We start from the raw sequence: 19981 nt of genomic DNA, 5'->3' as shown, positions 1-19981 counted from the left end.
GCCGCATGCCCCGAACAGCCCACCGGTCCGCCGCGTCCGCCGCCCTGACGGCCCTGCTGGCCGCCGCCCTGGCCGCGAGCTCCCTCCTGTGCGCACCGGCCGCCCGGGCCCACGGGACCGACCAGGAGCACGAGCACGCCGACGCCGAGGCGGCCGCCATCGGCGCCGACCACGCCCGGGCCCACGCCGAGCGGCGCAGCGCCGCCGCGGGCGCCGCCGAGTACCCGCAGGCCACCCGCACCGCGAGCCTGGCCGCGCTGACGAAGTCCCAGGCCGCGGCCAACCGGGCGTTCACCGCGGCCCGCGACGGCCGGTTCGCGGAGTTCTTCCCCTCTCCCGACTTCGGGGTCCACCTCGCCCAGCTGCCCACCGGCAAGGTGCTGCTGTTCTCCTTCGAACGGGTCGAGGTGAACCCCACCAAGGAGACCGGCCCCACCGACCGCATCGGCCGGACCAACGCGGGCCGCGCCTTCCTCTGGGACCCGGCCAGGGGCACGGGGGCGCGGGCCTTCAAGGAGGTCCGGCCGCCGACCGTGCTCATGCCGGACGGCACGTACGTCCCGCGCCCCGCGCCGTTCTTCTGCGCCGGGCACGCCTTCCTGCCCAACGGGATGCTGGCGGTCTTCGGGGGCAACGCCGGCGGCAAGGGCGGCAGCGGGGCCAAGCTGTCCTTCGTGTTCGACCCCTGGACCGAGACCTGGTTCCGCAACCGGGACATGTCCGTGGGGCGCTGGTACCCCTCCGTGGTCACCGGGGCCGACGGCCGCCAGACGATCATGTCCGGCCAGTCCGAGCGCGGCACGGGCACCCCCACCCCGGTCGTGGAGCGCTTCCCCGCGAAGAGGCTGCCCGTGCCGTGGCGGACGTTCGACATCCCCGCGGGCATGGCCGTGGAGCGGTTCCGGGCGGACGCCCCGTTCCGCAACGACTACCCGCACCTCTTCTCGCTGCGCGACGGCATGATCTACGGCCTGGGCCGCGACGCCGACCAGCAGTGGCTGTTCGACCCGGTGAAGGAGACCCGGTCCGGCCTGCCCCGGCGACCGGCGGACTTCCGGGGCTACGGGTCGGCCGTGCCGCTCCCGGCGGGGCTGCGCGGACCGGACTCGGTCCTGGTCCTGGGCGGCGACCCGCACGACCCGAACACCTACCGGCTCTCGGGCCGGCGGTGGACCACCGAGGAGCCCCGGGCCTTCGGCCGCACCCAGGACGACACCCTGATCCTGCCGGACGCCACCCTGCTCACCGTCAACGGCGCCCTGAGCACCCGCGACTACGGACACGGCCCGTTCAACCCGCGGGCCGACCTCAAGTACCGGCAGACGGAGCTGCGCGACGCCCGCGGGCACTGGCGGCTCGGCCCGGCCCAGCGGCTGCCCCGCGGCTACCACTCCAACGCGCTGGTGATGCCGGACGGCCGGGTGATGGTGACCGGCGACGAACTCCAGCAGATCGCCAACGACCCCGACATCCGCGACGCGATGGACGGCAGCATCGAGATCTACGAGCCCGCCTACCTCCACCAGGGCGGTACCCGGCCCGCCCTGGACCGGGTGCCGGCGGGCGAACTCGCCCACGGAGCCCTCTTCGAGGTCCGCAGCCGGACCGCCTCCGCCGTCCGGCGGGCCGTCCTGCTGGCGCCGACGACGGTCACCCACGCGGTCAACACCAGCCAGCGGCACCTGGAGCTCGCCATCACCGCCGTACGGGGCGACGCGCTCACGCTGCGCACCCCTGCGGGCGCGGCGGACGCCCCGCCCGGCTACTACATGCTGTTCCTCCTGGACGGGCGGGGGGTGCCCAGCACCGCCAAGTGGGTGAAGCTGGGCCACCGGTAGGCCCGCCCGCCCGGCGGCCCGGGGCACCCCGGGCCGTCACCCGAACGGCCGCGGTCGGCCGCTCCCCCGCGCGACACGCCCACGGACGGCCCCGTAGCGTCGTCAGCGTCGGGCCGACGGCCCGGCGGGCCCGGTCGGGCGAGGGGGAGACCTCCTGCTGAGAGGCCGTGACGATGCGAAGCGACGACGCGATATCCAGCCTGCTGCGGGTCCACCGGGGCACCGCCCGCCCCGAGGAACTGGCCGCGATCACGGTGGTGGTGGCCTGCCTCGCGGGCCGCACCGGCCGACCGCCCGCCTCACCCGGGACCGCCCCGCGACACGCCCCCGCGCACCGCCGCCCGCATCCGCGGCCCGGGGGCCACGGGTGCTGGGCGGGGTGCTGGGCCTGCCGCTGACCCGGAACCCGGCCGCGCCCCTAGGCGCGCCGCAGCAGCTGCGTCATCGCGTCCAGGAGCGCCCCGCGCGGGTCGGCCGCGCCGCCCTCGGAGCGCCAGGCGACGAACCCGTCCGGGCGTACCAGGACCGCTCCGCCGACGGGCAGTTCGTGGAGCTCCGCCCAGTCGGTGCCGTCCGGCTGGACCAGGTCGGCGTCCGGGGCGGAACCGACGGTGTAGGCGTCCAGGTGCGCCCCCAGCTCCCGCGCGACCTGCCCGGCGGCCTCCTTCCAGGGCGTGCCCGGGGAGCTGAGCAGCACGAAGGAGGTCTCGTACAGGTCGAGCAGGGAGATCCGCTGCCCCGCCCGCACCAGCCACATGTGCGGGGCGCGGGTGCCGACGTCGCCCTTGAGCCGCATGGTCTCGGGGATGATCGGCCGGCCGGGGTCGCCGCCGATGACGGCGCCCCGGGGGTAGCAGTAGCCCATGGCCGTGGTCAGGACGCCGCTGCCGGGGCCGCCGCCCATGGTGGGGGGCGGCACGTACCCGGGGTGGCTGTGCTCGGCCGAACGGGCGGAGGCGCGTTCGCTGGTGGCGAGGGCGACGGGGAGCCGCTCGTCCTCGTAGGTGTGCAGCAGGTCCGGTCCGGCGGAGCCGCCCAGCACGGCGGCGATCTTCCAGGCCAGGTTGTGCGCGTCCTGGATGCCGGTGTTGGAGCCGAAGGCGCCGGTCGGGGACATCTCGTGGGCGGCGTCGCCGACGACGAAGACCCGGCCGACCGCGTACTGCTGCGCCACGCGCTCGGCGGCGTGCCAGGGGGCCTTGCCGCCGATCTCCACGTCCAGGTCGGGCACGCCGATGGCACCCCGGATCTGGGCGATGCAGCGCTCCTCGGTGAAGTCCTCCAGCGTCTCGCCCGTCTCCGGGTGCCAGGGGGCGTGGAAGACCCACTGGGTCTCGTTGTCCACCGGCAGCAGCGCCCCGTCGGCGCCCGGGCGCATCAGGTAGCAGACGATGAAGCGCAGGTCGCCCAGGAGGTCGGCGAGGCGCTCGGAGCGGAAGACGATGCTGACGTTGTGGAACAGCTCGCCGCTGCCGGCCTGGCGGATGCCCAGGGCCTCGCGGACGGGGCTGCGCGGTCCGTCGGCGGCGATCAGGTAGTCGGCGCGGACGGTGAGGTGCTCGCCGGTCTCCCGGTTCTTCACGAGGGCGCTGACCCCGTGGACGTCCTGGTCGAAGCTCATCAGCTCGGTGGAGAAGCGCACGTCGGCGCCCTGGGCGCGGCTCTGCGCGGCCAGTACCGGCTCGATGTTGTTCTGGCTGCACAGGCACCAGCCCGTGGGGCTGAAGCGGGCCAGCACCCCGGTGGGGTCGACGGCCTTGATGAGCCACTTGTGCTCGCCGCCGATGAGCGCCTGCGTCTGCAGGATGCCCTGGTTGGCCTCGAGGGCGGAGGCCTCCTTGCGGATGGCGGGTTCGACGCCCGCCGTCCGGAACAGCTCCATCGTGCGGGCGTTGATCCCCCGTCCGCGCGGGTGGACGGAGGTTCCGGCGTGCTTCTCGACCACCATGTGCCTGATGCCGTGGCGGCTCAGGAACAGCGAGGTGGAGAGGCCCACGAGGGAACCGCCCACGACGAGGACCGGTACGCGGACATCGGCATGCTCTTCCATCGGCTGCGGGCTCCTGTTTCGTGTGGGGGCTGTGCAGGGGCAGTGGACGGCTTATGCCCCCGATCAGCCTTCTTGTCCGGGCGAGTCGCGTCTTGTCACCCGCTTGATCCGGAGATGTCGCGATCCGTACCCGGGCGGATGACGATGAGCGACAGCGGCGGCCGCTCTCGACCGGACCGCCCGCGTCCGGTGACCGGGGGCCGCGGGGCCCCGCGTGCCCGGGCCGTTGCCGCCGGATGACGCAGGGGAGCGCGTACGCGCCGGCGTCCGCGCCCTCACGAAGGAGTGAACAGATGACCACCACCCTGTCCGAACGGGTGTCGCAGTCCGCGTTCGACGGCTCCATGCTCCGGGTCGTCCTGCTGATGGACCTCCACGAGGGCGCCCAGCAGAGGTTCTTCGAGGCCTACGAGCGGCTGCGGCACGACATCGCCTCGGTACCGGGGCACCTGGGCGACCAGCTCTGCCAGTCCTTCGAGAACCCCTCGCAGTGGCTGATCACCAGCGAGTGGGAGAGCGCGCCGCAGTACCTCGCCTGGGTCAACAGCGAGGCGCACGCCGAACAGGTCAGGCCGCTGGGCGCCTGCGCCCGCTCGATGCGCCCGCTGAAGTTCACGGTGCTGCGCGAGACCGGCCGGCGCTACGACGCGCCGCAGGGGCGGTTCGGTGCACGGCTCCAGGACGGGCCCCGGCTCGGAGAGGGGATCGTCCGGCACGCGCTGACCTTCACGGTCAAGCCGGGCAGCGAGGGGAAGGTCGCCGAGATCCTGTCCTCGTACGCCTCTCCGGCCGCCCGCGTCGACGACCACACCCGGCTCCTGCGCACCTCCCTGTTCATGCACGGCAACCGGGTGGTGCGGGCCGTGGAGGTCCAGGGCGACCTGACGGCGGCCCTGCGGCACGTGTCGGAGCAGCCCGAGGTCCGGGCCGTGGAGCACGCCATCAACCCGTACCTGGAACAGGACCGGGACCTGTCCGATCCGGAGTCCGCCCGGATGTTCTTCATGCGCGCGGGCCTCCCGGCGGTGCACCACGTCGAGGCGCACGGCCCGCAGCCGGACCGGGTGACCCGGCACGCGCTGTTCTACCCGGCCAAGCCGGGCTGCGGCCCGATGGTCGCCCGGTTCCTCGCCCACCAGGACGAGGCGGCCGCGAAGATCCCCACCAGTCCCGTGCTGAGCAGCAGCATCTTCCAGCGCGACGACGTGGTGGTCCGCCTGCTCGACGTCACCGGGCCGGCCGACGGCCGCTTCGCGGGCGGCTTCGGCCTGGACGGTACGCGTCAGGCGGCGGTGCTGGACCGGCTGCTGGACGAGGCCCCGCACGCCCCGTACCCCATGGAACCGATCACCGACCGCCGGGCTCCGGAGCAGCCCTGACCCGGACGGGAGCGGCACCCGCGAGGGTGCCCGCCCCCGGCCCGTACCACCCCCACCCCCACCGGCAGCCCATGAGAAGGCTCCCGTCCGCCAGGAGGAAGTCCGTCATGACCAGACATCACCCGCGCATCGTCGACCTCAGCGAGACCCAGCCCAACCGCAGGCGCGGAGGTGATCTGCGCGCGGTCCTCACCCCGACCTCGGTGGGCTCGACCAGCGGATTCATGGGCCTGGCGCTGATGGCTCCGGGCGAGTCGATCGCCGAGCACTACCACCCGTACTCCGAGGAGTTCGTGTACGTGGTCGCCGGCACGCTGGAGGTCGACCTCGACGGCGACACCCATCCGCTGCACACCGACCAGGGGCTGCTGGTCCCGCTGAACGTGCGCCACCGGTTCCGCAACGTCGGCGACACCGAGGCCCGGATGGTCTTCCACCTCGGCCCGCTCGCCCCGGATCCGAAGCTCGGGCACGTGGACACCGAGGAGGCGAAGAACCCGGACGCCACCGCCTGGGCGGAGCGCCCGCCGGAGCGGACGGGGGCGGTCTCGTGACCGGCCGGCGGGTGGCCGTCACGGGGGTGGGGGTCGTGGCCCCCGGCGGCATCGGAGCCCCCGCCTTCTGGGACCTGCTCTCCAACGGCCGTACGGCTACCAGGGGCATCACCCTCTTCGACCCGGACGGGTTCCGCTCCCGGATAGCCGCCGAGGTCGACTTCGACCCCTCCGAGCACGGCTTCACCGAGGACGAGGCGGCGCGGGCGGACCGGTACATCCAGTTCGCCCTCGTGGCCGCCCGCGAGGCGGTGGCCGACGCCGGCCTGGAGCTCGACGGCGAGAGCGCCTGGCGCACCGGCGTCTCCCTGGGCACGGCGGTCGGCGGCACGACCCGGCTGGAACACGACTACGTGGACGTCAGCCAGCGGGGCGCGTGGTGGGACGTGGACCACCGCCTCTCCTCCCCCTTCCTGCACCGGGCCTTCACCCCCGCCACCCTCGCCTCGGCGGTGGCGGAGCAGACGGGGGCGCGCGGTCCCGTACAGACCGTGTCCACCGGCTGCACCTCCGGGCTCGACGCCGTCGGGTACGCGGTGCACTCCATCCAGGAGGGCCGGATGGACGTCTGCATCGCGGGCGCCTCCGACTCCCCGGTCTCCCCCATCACCGTGGCCTGCTTCGACGCCATCAAGGCGACCTCGGCGAACAACGAGGACCCGGCGCACGCCTCCCGTCCCTTCGACGCCGACCGGGACGGGTTCGTCCTCGGCGAGGGCGGCGCCGTCCTGGTCCTGGAGGAGCTGGAGCGGGCGCGGGCCCGCGGCGCGCGGATCTACTGCGAGATCGGCGGCTACGCCACCTTCGGCAACGCCCACCACATGACCGGGCTGACCGCCGAGGGCCTGGAGATGGCGCGGGCGATCGAGACGGCGCTGGCCCAGGCCCGGGTCGACGCCCGGGAGATCGACTACGTCAACGCGCACGGCTCCGGCACCAAGCAGAACGACCGCCACGAGACGGCGGCCGTCAAGCGGGTGCTCGGGGACCACGCCTACAAGACGCCGATGACCTCCATCAAGTCCATGGTGGGGCACTCGCTCGGCGCCATCGGGGCGATCGAGCTCGCGGCCTGCGTGCTGGCGATGACCCACCAGGTGGTCCCGCCGACCGCGAACTACGAGACCCCGGACCCGGAATGCGACCTGGACTACGTGCCGCGCACCGCCCGCGGGCACACCCTGCGCAACGTGCTGTCGGTGGGGAGCGGCTTCGGCGGCTTCCAGTCCGCCGTGGTCCTGACCCAGCCCAAGGAGGTACGCGCGTGAAGAGACCCACTGCCGGCCCCGTGGCGGCCGTCACCGGTATCGGTGTCGTCGCACCGAACGGGATCGGCGCGGAGGCCTTCTGGAAGGCGACCCAGGCCGGCGACAGCGTCCTGGACCGGGTGACCCGGCAGGGCTGCGAGCACCTTCCCGTGCGGGTGGCGGGCGAGGTGCGGGGCTTCGACCCGGGCACGCTGGTCGAGGACCGGTTCCTCGTCCAGACGGACCGCTTCAGCCACTACGCGCTGGCCGCGGCCGACCTGGCGCTGGAGCACGCACGGCTGGGCCGCGCCGACTACGCGGACGACCCGTACGCGGTGGGCGTGGTGACGGCGGCCGGATCGGGCGGCGGCGAGTTCGGGCAGCGCGAGCTGCAGCGGCTGTGGGGGCAGGGCCCCCGCTACGTCGGCCCGTACCAGTCGATCGCCTGGTTCTACGCGGCGAGCACCGGCCAGATCTCCATCCGGCGCGGGTTCAAGGGCCCGTGCGGGGTGGTGGCGAGCGACGAGGCGGGCGGGCTGGACGCCTTCGCGCACGCCGCCCGCGCGATCCGGCAGGGCAGCCGGGCCATGCTCGTCGGCGCGACGGAGGCCCCGCTCGCGCCGTACTCGGTGGTCTGCCAGGTGGGGTACGAGGGGCTGAGCACCGGGGACGACCCGGAGCGCGCGTACCGTCCCTTCACCGCGAAGGCGTGCGGGTTCGTCCCCGCGGAGGGCGGGGCCATGTTCACCGTCGAGGACGCGGCCGAGGCCGCGCGGCGGGGCGCGCCCGTGCGGGCCCTGCTGGCCGGGCACAGCGCCACCTTCACGCCGCCGGGCCGGCCGCGGGACTCCGAGGGGCTGGCGCACGCCATCCGCGGGGCCCTGCGGGAGGCCGGCTGCGCGCCGGAGGAGGTGGACGTGGTCTTCGCGGACGCCCTGGGCACGCCCGAAGCGGACGCGGCCGAGGCGGCGGCGCTGCGGGAGGCGCTCGGCGCGTACGGGTCGAAGGTGCCGGTGACGGCGCCCAAGACCGGTACGGGGCGGGCGTACTGCGCGGCCGGCACCCTCGACGCGGCCGCCGCCGTCCTGGCGCTGGAGCACGGCGTCCTGCCGCCCACGCCGAACGTCTTCGACGTCTGCCACGACCTCGAGGTGGTCACCGGCAGCGCCCGCGTCGCCCCCCTGCGGACCGCGCTCGTCCTGAGCCGCGGCCGGATGGGGTCGAACGCGGCACTCGTCCTGCGCAAGGGACCCGAGTCCGGCGCGTAGGGATCCGACCCCCGTCCGTCAGGGCCGTGCGGGAGACCGGCCGGCCCCCGGAAGCAGGAGAGAAGGCACCATGTCCGAACGACTGACCATGGAAGAGCTGGCGACGCTCATGAAGAGCGCCGGCATCACCGTCGACCCCGCCGAGCTGACGAGCCGTCCGGACTCGCGGTTCGACGACTACGGCCTCGACTCACTGGGCCTGCTCGGGATCGTGGGCGAGCTGGAGAACCGGCGCGGCCGGTCGCTGCCCACGGACGCCGACCGCTGCAAGAGCCCGCGCGAGTTCGTCGACCTCGTCAACAACAGCCTCATGACAGGAGCCTGAGATGGCCGGCCACACCGACAACGAGATCACCGTCAAGGCGCCCGTGGACGTCGTCTGGGACGTCACGAACGACCTGCCGAACTGGCCCGAGCTGTTCAGCGAGTACGCGTCGATCGAGATCCTGGAGCAGGCCGGGAACACCACCCGGTTCCGCCTGGCCATGCACCCCGACGAGAACGGGGTGGTGTGGAGCTGGGTCTCGGAGCGGACCGTGGACCGCGCGGGGCTCACGGTGAAGGCGCGCCGGGTGGAGACCGGCCCGTTCGCGCACATGGACATCCACTGGGAGTACGGCGAGGTGCCGGGCGGCACCCGGATGCGGTGGGTGCAGGACTTCGCGATGAGGCCGGACGCCCCGATCGACGACGCGGGGATGACCGACCGCATCAACCACAACTCCAGGATCCAGATGGAGCTGATCCGGGACAAGATCGAGCGCGCGCACCGGGCGAAGGCCAAGTCCCCGGCGGGCCGGCGCTGAACCCCCTCCCCTCCCCCGCCCCCCCGAAAGGCGACTCCCGATGCACCAAGCCCTCATCGTGGCCCGGATGGCGCCCGGTTCCGCGCCCGACATCGCCGGCCTGTTCGCCGCCTCGGACGCCGGCGAGCTCCCGCACCTGGTCGGGGTCCGGCGCCGCAGCCTCTTCCAGTTCGGGGAGGTGTACATGCACCTGGTCGAGTGCGACACGGACCCGGGGCCGGCCATCGCCAAGGTCGTCGGGCACCCGGAGTTCCGCGACCTGAGCGACCGGCTCCAGGCGTACGTCAGCCCGCACGACCCGGAGACCTGGCGCAGCCCGAAGGACGCGATGGCCCAGCGGTTCTACCTCTGGGAGCGGGACGCCGCCCGGTAGTCCGTACGGGTGCCCAAGCCTGCGCCGCACCGCCGGGCGGCCTGGGCACCCACGGCCAGTGACGGAAGGAATTCGGCAGGTAGTTTTTGAATGAATACCTGACTGAATTGCCGTCAACAAGGTTCCGCCTCTTATCTCGATTTGATAACGACCTCGCTTTAAAGGCCTGGACCTTTGTCGCGCGACGCGCGTAACTCCCTTGATTCTGTGGCAAATTGACAGTTCATCAAATCAGGCCCGAAGGTAACGGATAGATTTCTCGGGCCGGGCTCCCGTTTGTCCGAATTCTCCACGGCGCTCATCTGGCACGCTTCTGCGCACCCACTCCCCTGACCAGGACTTGAGGTGCGCATGACAGCACGACCCAAGGGCCGGCGCCGCCGGACCGACCAACGACGCACACCGCGGAAACTGATACTCCTGACCGCCGCGGCGGCGTCGGCGGCGCTGCTCGCGGGCGGATTCGCCTACTCCCGCCTCGGTCCCGACGCCGAGGCGGGCACGCCGGCACTGGCCGGCGCGCCGGCCGCCGCGGCCGAACCGGCCGCCGCGCCGGCCCGGGACCAGGAGCCGGCCCCGCTCGCGAAGAAGCCCGCGAACGAGGACGCCAAGGGCATGGTCTACGACGGCCTCGACACGGCCCCCAAGGGCGACCGCTGCGCCGGCGTCTACCGCACGCAGGCCGGCCTCTGCACCCACGGCCCCGACGCCCCGCCCAAGGACATCGACATCAAGGCCGACGTCCAGCCCGTGGTCAAGGCCAAGGCCGCGGCGGCCGATCCGGCCGCCCCCGCCTCCGCCGACCCGGCTGCCACGGAAGGCGGCGGGCGTCCTCAGGACGCGCCCGCCGCCGACGCCCGCAGCGTCGCCGCGAGCGCGAAGGCCCCGGCCCCGCCCTCCGGCGGCCAGGCCGTCGCCACCGGTCCGGCCGGACAGACCGTCCAGTGCGACGGCGACGGCAGCACCGGCAACCGCATCCAGGTCGTGTACGTGCACGGCCCCGGCCGCGACCGCTACGCCGAGTACGCGGCCTCGTTCCGCAAGTGGGCCGTCGACGCCGACATGATCTACGCGGCCAGCGCCAAGGAGACCGGCGGCATCCGCCACATCCGCTACGTGACGGCAGCCGACTGCACCCCCTCGGTGCTCAACGTCGAGCTCCCGGACTCCGCGCTCTCCGAGTTCAGCGCCACCAACAACGCGCTGGCCGGCAAGGGGCTCAACCGCCGCGACCGCAAGTACATGATCTTCGCGGACGCCCAGGTCTACTGCGGCATCGGCACCTTCAACGGCGACGAGCGCCACGGCCAGGACAACCTGAGCAACTTCGGCCCCTCCTACGGGCGCACCGACTCCGGCTGCTGGGGCGGCCACACCGCCGCGCACGAACTCGGCCACAACCTGGGCGCGGTCAACAACAGCGCGCCCAACACCAGCCGGGGCGCGCACTGCACGGACGAGTACGACGTCATGTGCTACTCGGACACGCCGTACTACCCGCAGATGCGCTACGTCTGCAACAACCAGGCGAAGGAGAACATCCTCGACTGCAACCACGACGACTACTTCCACACCAGCCCCCAGGCCGGCAGCTACCTGGCCACGCACTGGAACATCGCCGACAACCAGTTCCTGATGCGCACGGAGGGCGGGGGCGGAACCGACCCCGACCCGAACCCGAACCCCTCCCCGAAGCCGACGCCCTCGCCCACCAAGAAGCCCTCGGGGGCCCCGACGGTGACGGCCGGCCAGATCCAGTCGGACTCGGTGGTCCTCAGCTGGCCCAAGGTCGAGGGTGCCGCCTGGTACCAGGTGCTGCTCAACGACAAGCACCTCACCTGGGTCCAGTCCACCTCCCTTCGCGTCTACAACCTGCGTCCCGGCACGGCGTACACGGCGGCCGTCTCGGTCCGCGACACCTCCGGCCGTGACAGCGGTCCCGGCAAGGCCGCGTCCTTCCGCACGGCCGGCTCCGGCGGCGGCGCCACGACCACCCCGGGCACCCGCTACGTGCTCGGCAACGGCAGCAGCGGCATGGCCGCCGAGCTGTGGGGCGGCCGCACGGCCGACGGGACCGTCCTGGTCGCCGGCCGCTCCAACGGCTACGCGCAGCAGCAGTGGTACTTCGACGACGCGGGCAACGGCCTCGTGCGGATCCGCTCCGCGGTCTCCGGCAAGTGCCTCCAGCCCGGCGGCGCCCCGGCCGCGGGCATGTGGATCGCGCAGCAGCCCTGCGGCGGCTCGGCCGCCCAGCAGTGGAAGGTCACCTCGCGCGACGGCGCGGTGACCGTCTCCGACCCGAGCGGCGGGTTCGCCCTCGCGGTGAGCAACCGGCCCTACTACGGCGACTGGCTGCTCGAACTCCAGCGCGCGGACGGCCGTCCGGCGCAGGTCTGGACGGCCCGCAAGGCCGCCTGACCCCTGGTGACCGGCGGGCGGCCCTACTCCCCTAGGGCCGCCCGCCCCCTTCGTCCTCCCCTCCCGCACTCCACCTCATCTGGAGCACCGTGAGCCTCATCTGGAGCACCGTGAGCACTCCGAGCACCGCGCCGGCCCGCGTCCGACGCGCCGCCCTGCCTCCCCTGACCGCGCTGGCCCTCACCGCGATGGGCGTCGCCCTCGCCGGCCCCGCCCACGCCCATGGCGACAACCTGAACGTGGTGATCACCGGCCAGCGGGCCGGGCACGTCACCGCCGACGTCACCTGGGAGAACGACGGCGACGCCGTCGACGAGGCCGTGGCCGCCACCGTGAACGCCGTCAGCGCCGACGGCGCCCGCACGGAGGGACCCTGGAAGCTGGTGCGCGACCCCGGCCGCGCGGCGGGCTGGACGACCGCCGAGACGCTTCCGGCCGGAACCTGGACGGTGACCGTGGAGGCGGGCTTCCCCTCGCTCGGGCACGCCCGCAAGGAGGTCGGCGTCCCCGTGGCCGACCCGGCGGATCCGGCCGCCCCGCCCGCGCCGGCGTCCCCGGCGCCTGCCTCCCCCGCCGCTCCGGCCCCGGTCGTCGCGGCAGCCCCTCCCGCCTCCTCCGTACCGCCCTCGTCCTCCACCGCCTCGGCGGACCCGGCCACGGAGAGCTCCGGCACCGGCTGGTGGACGACCGCCGGGGTGGCGGGCATCGCCCTGCTGGGCGCGGCCGCCGGCATCCTCCTGCGCCGGTCCCGCCGCCACCGCTGACGGAGTGTCGCCCCGCCCTGCGGGGGCGGGGCCCGGCATGGTGGTTCCCGGCGGCGGACCACCACGGACGCCGCAACGGACTACGGCTGGGGACGGCGGATGAAGGCCACGGAGGTACTCGCGGACGGCTTCGGGCGGATCCGGGAGGCGGTCCACGAGGCGGTCGGCGGGCTCGCGGCCGAGCAGCTCAACGCCCGGCCCGACCCGGAGGCCAACTCGATCTCCTGGCTGGTGTGGCACCTGACCCGGATCCAGGACGACCACGTGGCCGACGCCGCCGGGCAGGAGCAGGTCTGGCGGTCCGCCAGCTGGGCCGACCGCTTCGCCCTGCCGCTGCCCGTCGCCGACCACGGCTACGGGCACACGGCCGAGCAGGCCGCAAGCGTCCGCGTCGACTCGGCCGACCTCCTGCTCGGGTACCACGACGCCGTGCACGAGCAGTCCCTGCGCTTCGTCCGCGGCCTGGCCGCGGCCGACCTGGAGCGGATCGTCGACGAGCGCTGGGACCCCCCGGTCACCCTCGGGGTCCGGCTGGTCAGCGTCCTCGCCGACGACCTCCAGCACGCGGGCCAGGCGGCCTACGTCCGCGGGCTGCTGGAACGCCGCTGAGCCGCGCCGTTCGGATCGGGCCGGGCCCTCGGGGGACGTACTCGCGGCGGGCGGTGGGCGGTGCGTCGTCCGGGCCGTCCCGGTCAGGGGCCGGGGGGCCGGAAGCCGGCGCCGGCGCGGCCCGCGTCCGCCTCCAGGTCCAGGGTGCGGGTCGCCGCGGGGTCGCGCAGGGCGTCGTCCGCCTCGCAGCGGCCCGCGCCCGCCCGGCAGGTGACGCGGTAGCGGGTGGCCGTGGGGAGGGTGATCTCCAGGCGGCCGGCGCCGGCGCGGCCGGTGACCCGGTCGGGCGGGGCGGCGAAGGCGACGTCCGCACGCCCGGAGTCGGCGCGGACGTCGGCCTGCGGGGCGGTGAGGCCGGTGGCGCGCAGGGTGCCGGAGCCGACGCGCGCCCGCAGGGGGCCGCGCAGATCGGCCAGGACCAGGGCGCCCGATCCCATGTCGGCGTCCACGGACCCGTCGAGGCCGCTGACGGTAACCCGGCCGGAGCCGCCGGAGACCTTGACCGGGATCCCGGCGGGGACGGTCACCTGGAGGCCGACGGAGCACCCGATGCCGCTGGTGACCCCGATCTCGACGCCGGGGCAGCGCGGGGTCAGCCTGAGGGTGTCGCCGAGCCAGCTCTCCTCGACGTCCGGCTTCCGCAACGACCAGGTCAGATCGGCCCGGTAGCCGACCGTCCGGTCGCCGCGCGGGGTGATGGTCACGTCCGCCTCGCCGCCGTCGACCTCCAGCGCGGTCACGGACCGCCCGGCGCTGTCACGGACCACCGTGGAGGTCTGCGCGCCGGTGTTCACCCCCACCTGCCAGCCGGCCGCCGCCACCACGAGGACGGCGCTGAGCGCCGCGGCCGTGTACCAGGCGAGGCGCGGGGCGGTCCCGGCCGGTGCGGCGGACCGGCTCACGAGGCGCCGTCCAGGAACCGCAGGACCGCGAGGACGCGCCGGTGGGCCTCGGCGGCCGGGGGCAGGTCGAGCTTGGTGAAGATGTTGTTGATGTGCTTGGCCACGGCGCTCTCGCTCACGACGAGTCCGTCCGCGATGCCCGCGTTGGAGCGGCCCTCTGCCATCAGGGCGAGGACCTCGCGCTCGCGCGGGGTGAGGCGCTCCAGGGGGTCGGGGCCGCCGCGGCGCAGCAGCAGCTGGGCGACGACCTGGGGGTCGAGGGCGGTGCCGCCGGCCGCGACGCGGCGCAGGGCGTCGACGAACTCCTCGACGTCGGCGACGCGCTGCTTGAGCAGGTAGCCGATGCCGGCGCCGCTCTGGGAGGACAGCAGGTCGGCCGCGTAGCGCTCCTCGACGTACTGGGAGAGCAGCAGCACGGCCGTCTGCGGGCTCTGACTGCGGATCATCAGGGCGGCCCGGACGCCCTCGTCGGTGAAGCCGGGAGGCATCCGGACGTCGACGAGGGCCAGGTCGGGCCGGTGCTCCTCGACGGCGGCGAGCAGGCCCTCGGCGTCGCCGGTCTCGGCGGCCACCTCGAATCCGGCCATTTCCAGGACTTTGACAAGACCTATGCGCAGGAGGACGGAGTCCTCCGCGATCACAGCCCGCACGGCAGCTCCACGGTGACGACGGTCGGGCCCCCGAGGGGGCTGTTGATCAGGATGGTTCCGTCGACCGACCCTACGCGTTTGCGCAGGCCGGTCAGGCCGGTGCCGCCGGCCGGGTCGGCGCCGCCGACCCCGTCGTCGGTGACGACGACGCGCAGCACCTCGCCGCGGGGGCCGCCGGGGACCCGGGCGACGGTGACCGAACAGCGCTGCGCCCGGGCGTGCTTGGCGACGTTGGCGAGGGCCTCGGAGACGACGAAGTAGGCGACGGCCTCGACGGTGGGGCCGGGCCGTTCGGCGAGGTCCACGGTCAGTTCGACGGGCAGCGGGGCGCGGGCGGCGATCCCGGAGAGGGCGGCGTCGAGGCCGCGGTCCTCCAGGACGGCGGGGTGCAGGCCCCGTACGAGGTTGCTGAGTTCCTCGATGGCCTCCTTCGCCTCGCGGTGGGCCTCGTCGATGACGGCCTTCGCCGCGGGCGGGAGGTCGCTGAGGGTGGCGCGGGCGATGCCGAGGTTCATGGCGAGGGAGACGAGGCGCTGCTGGGCGCCGTCGTGCAGGTCGCGTTCGATGCGGCGGCGCTCGATGTCGGCCGCGTCCAGGACGCCGGCCCGGCTCTCGGCGAGGTCCTCGACGCGGCGCTGGAGTTCGCGGGCCCGGTTGGGGCCGAGGAGGGAGGCGGCGGCGTGGGCGTCGAGCCGGGTCAGGGCGGCGGCCAGCCAGGGCGCGGCGAGCAGCAGGAGGACGCCGCCGACGGTGAGGAGGTCGTACTGGCCGGTCCAGTTGGGGTCGGGGAGTCCGCCGTCGGAGGGGAGCAGCCAGACCCAGCCGTAGGCGGAGGCGCCGACGAGGCCGCCGGTCCAGGTCAGGACGAGGAGGACGGCGCCGAGGGCGGCGAGCGGGCTGACGGCGAGGTGGTAGGCGTACTGCCGCCGGGTGGCCTCGGAGCGCAGCCGTTCGGCCAGGCCGCGTGCGGTGCGCCAGGGGTGGGTGTGGGTGACGGGCGGCAGGTCGAGGCCGAGCAGCGTCCGCAAGCGGCTGCGCTGGAGCTTCGTCAGCAGCGGTCCGAGCAGCGGGAAGAGCAGCAGCGGCAGGCTGCTGCGGCCGGGGGTCGCGGTCAGCAGGAGGAACCCGGTGGCCAGCGGCAGCGCGGGCGGGATCGCGGCGGTGCTGAAGGCCGTGTTGTGCCAGGCCCAGGCCGACCACGGGGCGTGCGCCGCGGTCCAGGTGTACGAGCGCTTCAGCGCGCCCCAAGTTGCCATACTCGTACGGTAATCGCACAGGTCAGGGGGGCCGCCACCACCCTGGTGCCCGGTGGGGGGTGTACCTGGCACCACCCCCGGTTCGGTCGGTGGGGTTAGTGATCACGGCCGCGCGGGCGGACACAGTGGTGGTGTGCCCGGCGGACGGACCGCCGGCCCGGAAGGAGACCCGCAGCCATGGCCCTCGCCGCCCCGCAGTTCCAGGCCCGCCGTCACACCGCCGCCGTGCGCACGGCGGGCGGACGGCCGGGGTCGGTGCGGGCGGGGCTGCGCCTCCCCCGGCTCGCGACGGTGTTCACCGGGTGCGGGATGGCGCTGCTGCCGTGGATGGCGGTGCTGGCGAGGACGATGCCGCAGACGGCCGAGGTCTCCCACTGGTCCGCCGCCTGGATGGGCCTCGACGCGGCGCTGGCCGCCGGGCTCGCGGGGACGGGGCTGCTGCTGCGCAAGGGCGACCCGCGGGTGGCTCCGGTGGCGGCGGCGACGGCGGCGCTGCTGGCGATGGACGCCTGGTTCGACGTGACCACCTCGATGGGCACGGGCGGGCAGGGTCTGGCGCTGCTGCTGGCGGCCGGGGCGGAGCTGCCGCTGGCGGTGGCCTGCGCGGTGGTGGCCGCGCGGCGCACCGCCTGAGCGGCCGCGCCTGCCGGACTACTCGATGACGAGCTCGACGGGGATGTTGCCCCGGGTGGCCTTGGAGTACGGGCACACCTCGTGCGCCTGCTTGACGAGCAGGGCGCCGGTCTCGCCCTCCAGGGACTCGGGCAGCTCGATGCGCAGGGTCACGGCGAGGCCGAAGCCGCTCGCGTCCTGGCCGATGGAGGTCTCGGCGGTGACGGAGACGTCGCCGGTGTCGATCTTGGCCTGGCGGCCGACCAGGCCGAGCGCGCTGGCGAAGCAGGCGGCGTAGCCGGCGGCGAAGAGCTGCTCGGGGTTGGTGCCCTGGCCGTTGCCGCCGAGCGCCGGGGGCATGGCGAGCGCGAGGTCGATCTGGCCGTCGGAGCTGACGGCGCGGCCCTCGCGGCCGTTGGCGGTGGCGACGGCGGTGTACAGCGCGTCCATCGGGAGGTCCTTTCAGAGGGGCGGGGCGGCCGGTGGCCGACCCTCGACCACAAATAGAGCACACAATTAAGTTGTGCACAACTCAATGGCTCGCAAGTCGGCTCGGGTAGACTGGCCCCCATGACCGAGCAGCCCGGCGACACCCTCCGCGACCAGGACTTCCTCCGCCTCGACGGACAGATCTGCTTCGCGCTCGGCGCCGCGAACCGCGCCTTCGGCGGGCTCTACCGGGTCGTCCTCAAGGATCTGGGGCTGACCTATCCCCAGTACCTGGTGATGCTGGTCCTCTGGGAGCACGGGACGATGCCGGTCAAGCAGCTCGGTCAGCACCTGCGGCTCGACTCGGGCACGCTCTCCCCCCTGCTCAAGCGCCTGGAGGCGGGCGGACTGATCCGCCGCGAGCGCAGCACCGAGGACGAGCGGTCCGTGCACGCGGTGCTCACGGAGGAGGGCGCCGCCCTGCGGGAGCGCGCGGTGGAGGTGCCGCGGCGGATCGCGCGGGCCACCGGTTTCGAGCTGGCCGAGATCCGCGAGCTCCAGGAGCGCCTGGGCCGCCTGACCGCCGCCCTCGACGCCGCGGTCGACTCCGTCGGGCAGGACTGACCGTCCGGCCCCCGCGGCCCGGCCCCGGGCCTCAGGCCTCCGGCCGGCGCTCCATCGCCGGGCGCAGCCGCTCCAGCAGGGCGTAGAGCGTCGCACCCTCCGCCTCGTCCAGCGTGTCCAGCGCGCCGTGCGTGGCCTGCATCTCCTCGCGCACCCGCCGCATGGTCTCGCGGCCCTCGGCGGTCGCCACGACGTTCTTGACGCGGCGGTCCCTCGGCTCCGGCTCGCGCCGCACCAGCCCGCGCGCCTCCAGCCGGTCGACGATCCCGGTGATGTTCGAGGCGTCGCAGGCCAGCAGGGAGGCCAGGCCGCGCATCGGAACCGGGCCCTCGAGCTGGGCCAGGACCTTGGCCTGGGTGGAGGTCAGCCCGTACCGGGCGGCCGCGGCGGCGAAGTCCCGCCACTGGGCGGTGCCGATGGCGGCGAGCAGTTCGAGCAGTTCGAGCTTGGTGGGGCGGTGCGGCGCGGTGGTGCTCATGCCTTGGACCCTACTCGAGGATCGTTGACATTATCAACCTTTTACTTGACCACCTTAAGTATCTCTGGCTACCTTCGGAAAGTACTTGATGACATAAAACATCTGCGTCCTCAAGCACTCCGACGCAGGACTCCGAAGCACTGAGAAGGTCCCTCCACCCATGAGCTCCGCCGCATCCGTCCCCGCAGAAGGCAGGAAGGGCAACGAGACGGTCATCGTCTTCGCCCTGAGCCTCGCCGCCATGGTCGTGTCGATGATGCAGACCCTGCCCGTACCGATCCTGGGCCTGATCCGCAACGACCTCGGCACCTCCACCGCCAACGTCAGCTGGGTGACCACCGCCACCCTGCTGTCCGCCGCCGTCTTCACCCCGCTGCTCGGCCGCTTCGGCGACCAGCACGGCAAGAAGCCCACCCTGGTGGCCGTCCTCGGTGTGATGGTCGCGGGCTCCGTGGTCGCGGCGCTCGCGAGCTCGCTGCCGCTGCTCATCCTGGGCCGGGTGCTCCAGGGCTCGGCCACGGCGATCTTCCCGCTGGCCCTGTCGGTGCTGCGCGAGGAGGTCCGCCCGCAGAAGCTGCCGGGTGCGATGGCGCTGGTCAGCGGAACGCTCGCGTTCGGCAGCGGCCTGGCGCTGGTCGCCACCGGCCTGCTGACCTCCGGTGAGGGCGCCGACTACCGCAACGCCTTCTGGATGGCCACCGGCTTCGCCACGCTGGCCCTGCTCGCCGTGCTCTTCCTGGTCCCGGCGACCCGTCACAAGACCGGCGGCCGCACCGACTTCCTCGGCGCGCTGACCCTGGGCATCGCCCTGCTGCTGCTCCTGCTGCCCATCTCCCAGGGCCACGAGTGGGGCTGGTCATCCGCCCGCACCCTCGGCAGCTTCGCCGGCGCCGCCGTCATGACGGCCGTCTGGGTGCTGGTCGAGCGCAAGGTCGCCGAACCGCTCGTCGACATGAAGATGTTCGTGCACCGCCCGGTCCTGATGGCCAACCTGGCCGGCATCCTCGTCGGGTTCGGCATGTTCGCGAACTTCCTCGGCGTCTCCTACCTCGTCCAGATGCCGCAGAAGCTCACCGGATACGGCTTCGACGCCTCCATCCTGCGCGCCTCCGTCCAGTTCCTGCTCCCCGGCGCCATCGTCTCCCTCCTCGCCTCCCCCGTCGGCGGCCAGCTGGTGCGCCACCGCGGCCCGCGCCTGGCCCTCGCCGTCGCCGCCGCGCTCGGCGCCGCCGGCTTCGGCTGGCTGGCACTCGACCACGGCCACACCGCCTCGGTCATCGGCGCGGGCGTCGTCGTCGGCGCGGCCGTCAGCTTCGGCTACGCGGCCATGCCCGCCGTGATCATGTCCAGCGTCCCGCACCACCAGAGCGGCATCGCCAACGGCATCAACTCGATCTCCCGCTCGACCGGCAGCGCGATCGGCAGCGCCATCGTCACCACGATCCTGGCGTCCAAGACGATCGAGCACCTGCCCCCGGGCGTGCCGCCCCTGCCCGCCGAGTCCGGATTCACCCTCACCTTCTGGATCGGAGCCGGCGCGTTCGCCCTGGTCGCCCTCATCAGCTGGCTGGGACTGCGCTCCGGCCACGGCCCGCGCGTCGTCCAGGCGGCGGCCCCGAGCCCCGCGCCGGAGAAGGCCGCGGACACCGCCGCCGCCCGCTGACCCCCTTGCGCACCCTGCGCGTTCCCCGCCGCCCCCGGTCCCACGGACCGGGGGCGGCGGT

The 19981-nt window shown here is 74.0% G+C and carries 21 protein-coding genes; 15 read left to right on the top strand and 6 right to left on the bottom strand.

The annotated features are described in order from the left end of the window. Window positions 1–5: 5 nt before the first annotated feature. Window positions 6–1838, top strand: a complete 1833-nt coding sequence (locus AB0469_RS08970) for a galactose oxidase early set domain-containing protein (protein ID WP_366450652.1) — start codon at window positions 6–8, stop codon at window positions 1836–1838. A gap of 173 nt (window positions 1839–2011) precedes the next feature. Continuing rightward, window positions 2012–2236, top strand: a complete 225-nt coding sequence (locus AB0469_RS08965) for an acyl-CoA carboxylase subunit epsilon (RefSeq protein ID WP_366450756.1) — start codon at window positions 2012–2014, stop codon at window positions 2234–2236. 20 nt (window positions 2237–2256) lie between these two features. On the opposite strand, the gene AB0469_RS08960 is transcribed toward AB0469_RS08965, so the two are convergent. Further along, window positions 2257–3888: an FAD-dependent monooxygenase gene (locus AB0469_RS08960; RefSeq protein ID WP_366450651.1), complete on the bottom strand. Its 1632-nt coding sequence runs from the start codon at window positions 3886–3888 to the stop codon at window positions 2257–2259. A 293-nt stretch (window positions 3889–4181) separates the two neighbouring features. On the opposite strand from AB0469_RS08960, the gene AB0469_RS08955 reads away from it, so the two are divergent. The 10 genes from AB0469_RS08955 (at window position 4182) to AB0469_RS08910 (ending at window position 13306) form a co-directional block, all read left to right on the top strand. Further along, window positions 4182–5267 carry a SchA/CurD-like domain-containing protein gene (locus AB0469_RS08955; protein WP_366450650.1) on the top strand — a complete coding sequence of 362 codons (1086 nt, stop codon included), beginning with the start codon at window positions 4182–4184 and terminating at the stop codon, window positions 5265–5267. Between the two features lie 107 nt (window positions 5268–5374). Beyond that, on the top strand, window positions 5375–5821 hold the full coding sequence (locus AB0469_RS08950) for a cupin domain-containing protein (RefSeq protein ID WP_366450649.1): 447 nt from the start codon (window positions 5375–5377) through the stop codon (window positions 5819–5821). After that, window positions 5818–7089, top strand: coding sequence for a beta-ketoacyl-[acyl-carrier-protein] synthase family protein (locus AB0469_RS08945; RefSeq protein WP_366450648.1), 1272 nt, complete (start codon window positions 5818–5820; stop codon window positions 7087–7089). The genes AB0469_RS08950 and AB0469_RS08945 overlap by 4 nt, the downstream gene beginning before the upstream one ends. Beyond that, window positions 7086–8336, top strand: a complete 1251-nt coding sequence (locus tag AB0469_RS08940) for a beta-ketoacyl synthase N-terminal-like domain-containing protein (protein WP_366450647.1) — start codon at window positions 7086–7088, stop codon at window positions 8334–8336. The genes AB0469_RS08945 and AB0469_RS08940 overlap by 4 nt, the downstream gene beginning before the upstream one ends. A 70-nt stretch (window positions 8337–8406) precedes the next feature. Next, window positions 8407–8661, top strand: a complete 255-nt coding sequence (locus AB0469_RS08935; protein WP_366450646.1) for an acyl carrier protein — start codon at window positions 8407–8409, stop codon at window positions 8659–8661. 1 nt (window position 8662) lies between these two features. Beyond that, window positions 8663–9142, top strand: a complete 480-nt coding sequence (locus tag AB0469_RS08930) for an SRPBCC family protein (RefSeq protein ID WP_366450645.1) — start codon at window positions 8663–8665, stop codon at window positions 9140–9142. 40 nt (window positions 9143–9182) lie between these two features. Beyond that, window positions 9183–9515: a TcmI family type II polyketide cyclase gene (locus tag AB0469_RS08925; RefSeq protein ID WP_366450644.1), complete on the top strand. Its 333-nt coding sequence runs from the start codon at window positions 9183–9185 to the stop codon at window positions 9513–9515. Between the two features lie 351 nt (window positions 9516–9866). Continuing rightward, the gene (locus AB0469_RS08920; protein WP_366450643.1) at window positions 9867–11933 is read left to right on the top strand and encodes an RICIN domain-containing protein; all 2067 of its coding nucleotides are present in this window, start codon (window positions 9867–9869) and stop codon (window positions 11931–11933) included. Between the two features lie 110 nt (window positions 11934–12043). Continuing rightward, window positions 12044–12697 carry a hypothetical protein gene (locus tag AB0469_RS08915; RefSeq protein WP_366450642.1) on the top strand — a complete coding sequence of 218 codons (654 nt, stop codon included), beginning with the start codon at window positions 12044–12046 and terminating at the stop codon, window positions 12695–12697. A 99-nt stretch (window positions 12698–12796) separates the two neighbouring features. Further along, window positions 12797–13306: a DUF664 domain-containing protein gene (locus tag AB0469_RS08910; RefSeq protein ID WP_366450641.1), complete on the top strand. Its 510-nt coding sequence runs from the start codon at window positions 12797–12799 to the stop codon at window positions 13304–13306. A gap of 83 nt (window positions 13307–13389) precedes the next feature. On the opposite strand, the gene AB0469_RS08905 is transcribed toward AB0469_RS08910, so the two are convergent. The 3 genes from AB0469_RS08905 to AB0469_RS08895 are packed head-to-tail and all read right to left on the bottom strand — an operon-like array spanning window position 13390 to window position 16114. Beyond that, the gene (locus AB0469_RS08905; RefSeq protein ID WP_366450640.1) at window positions 13390–14208 is read right to left on the bottom strand and encodes a hypothetical protein; all 819 of its coding nucleotides are present in this window, start codon (window positions 14206–14208) and stop codon (window positions 13390–13392) included. Next, window positions 14205–14858 (bottom strand): response regulator transcription factor, encoded by a 654-nt coding sequence (locus AB0469_RS08900; protein WP_366450639.1) that lies wholly within the window; start codon window positions 14856–14858, stop codon window positions 14205–14207. Before AB0469_RS08900 ends, AB0469_RS08905 begins: the two co-directional genes overlap by 4 nt. After that, window positions 14846–16114 (bottom strand): histidine kinase, encoded by a 1269-nt coding sequence (locus AB0469_RS08895; RefSeq protein ID WP_366450638.1) that lies wholly within the window; start codon window positions 16112–16114, stop codon window positions 14846–14848. Before AB0469_RS08895 ends, AB0469_RS08900 begins: the two co-directional genes overlap by 13 nt. A 177-nt stretch (window positions 16115–16291) precedes the next feature. On the opposite strand from AB0469_RS08895, the gene AB0469_RS08890 reads away from it, so the two are divergent. Continuing rightward, window positions 16292–16747, top strand: a complete 456-nt coding sequence (locus tag AB0469_RS08890; protein ID WP_366450637.1) for a hypothetical protein — start codon at window positions 16292–16294, stop codon at window positions 16745–16747. A gap of 18 nt (window positions 16748–16765) precedes the next feature. Here the strand turns inward: AB0469_RS08890 and AB0469_RS08885 are convergent, their stop codons facing one another. After that, window positions 16766–17176, bottom strand: coding sequence for an organic hydroperoxide resistance protein (locus AB0469_RS08885; protein ID WP_366450636.1), 411 nt, complete (start codon window positions 17174–17176; stop codon window positions 16766–16768). A gap of 120 nt (window positions 17177–17296) precedes the next feature. Here AB0469_RS08885 and AB0469_RS08880 point away from each other — a divergent pair, with 120 nt between their 5' ends. Next, window positions 17297–17779: a MarR family transcriptional regulator gene (locus AB0469_RS08880; RefSeq protein WP_366450635.1), complete on the top strand. Its 483-nt coding sequence runs from the start codon at window positions 17297–17299 to the stop codon at window positions 17777–17779. 31 nt (window positions 17780–17810) lie between these two features. Here the strand turns inward: AB0469_RS08880 and AB0469_RS08875 are convergent, their stop codons facing one another. Next, window positions 17811–18257 (bottom strand): MarR family transcriptional regulator, encoded by a 447-nt coding sequence (locus AB0469_RS08875; RefSeq protein WP_366450634.1) that lies wholly within the window; start codon window positions 18255–18257, stop codon window positions 17811–17813. Window positions 18258–18417: 160 nt separating this feature from the next. Between AB0469_RS08875 and AB0469_RS08870 the strand changes: the two genes are divergently transcribed. Next, window positions 18418–19920, top strand: coding sequence for an MFS transporter (locus AB0469_RS08870; RefSeq protein WP_366450633.1), 1503 nt, complete (start codon window positions 18418–18420; stop codon window positions 19918–19920). Window positions 19921–19981 lie beyond the last annotated feature (61 nt).

This window comes from Streptomyces sp. NPDC093801 (assembly GCF_040701585.1).
In the GTDB taxonomy this organism is placed as follows: Bacteria; Actinomycetota; Actinomycetes; order Streptomycetales; family Streptomycetaceae; genus Streptomyces.
Note: the sequence above shows the minus strand (reverse complement) of the source record. Positions and strands in the feature narration are given on the sequence as shown.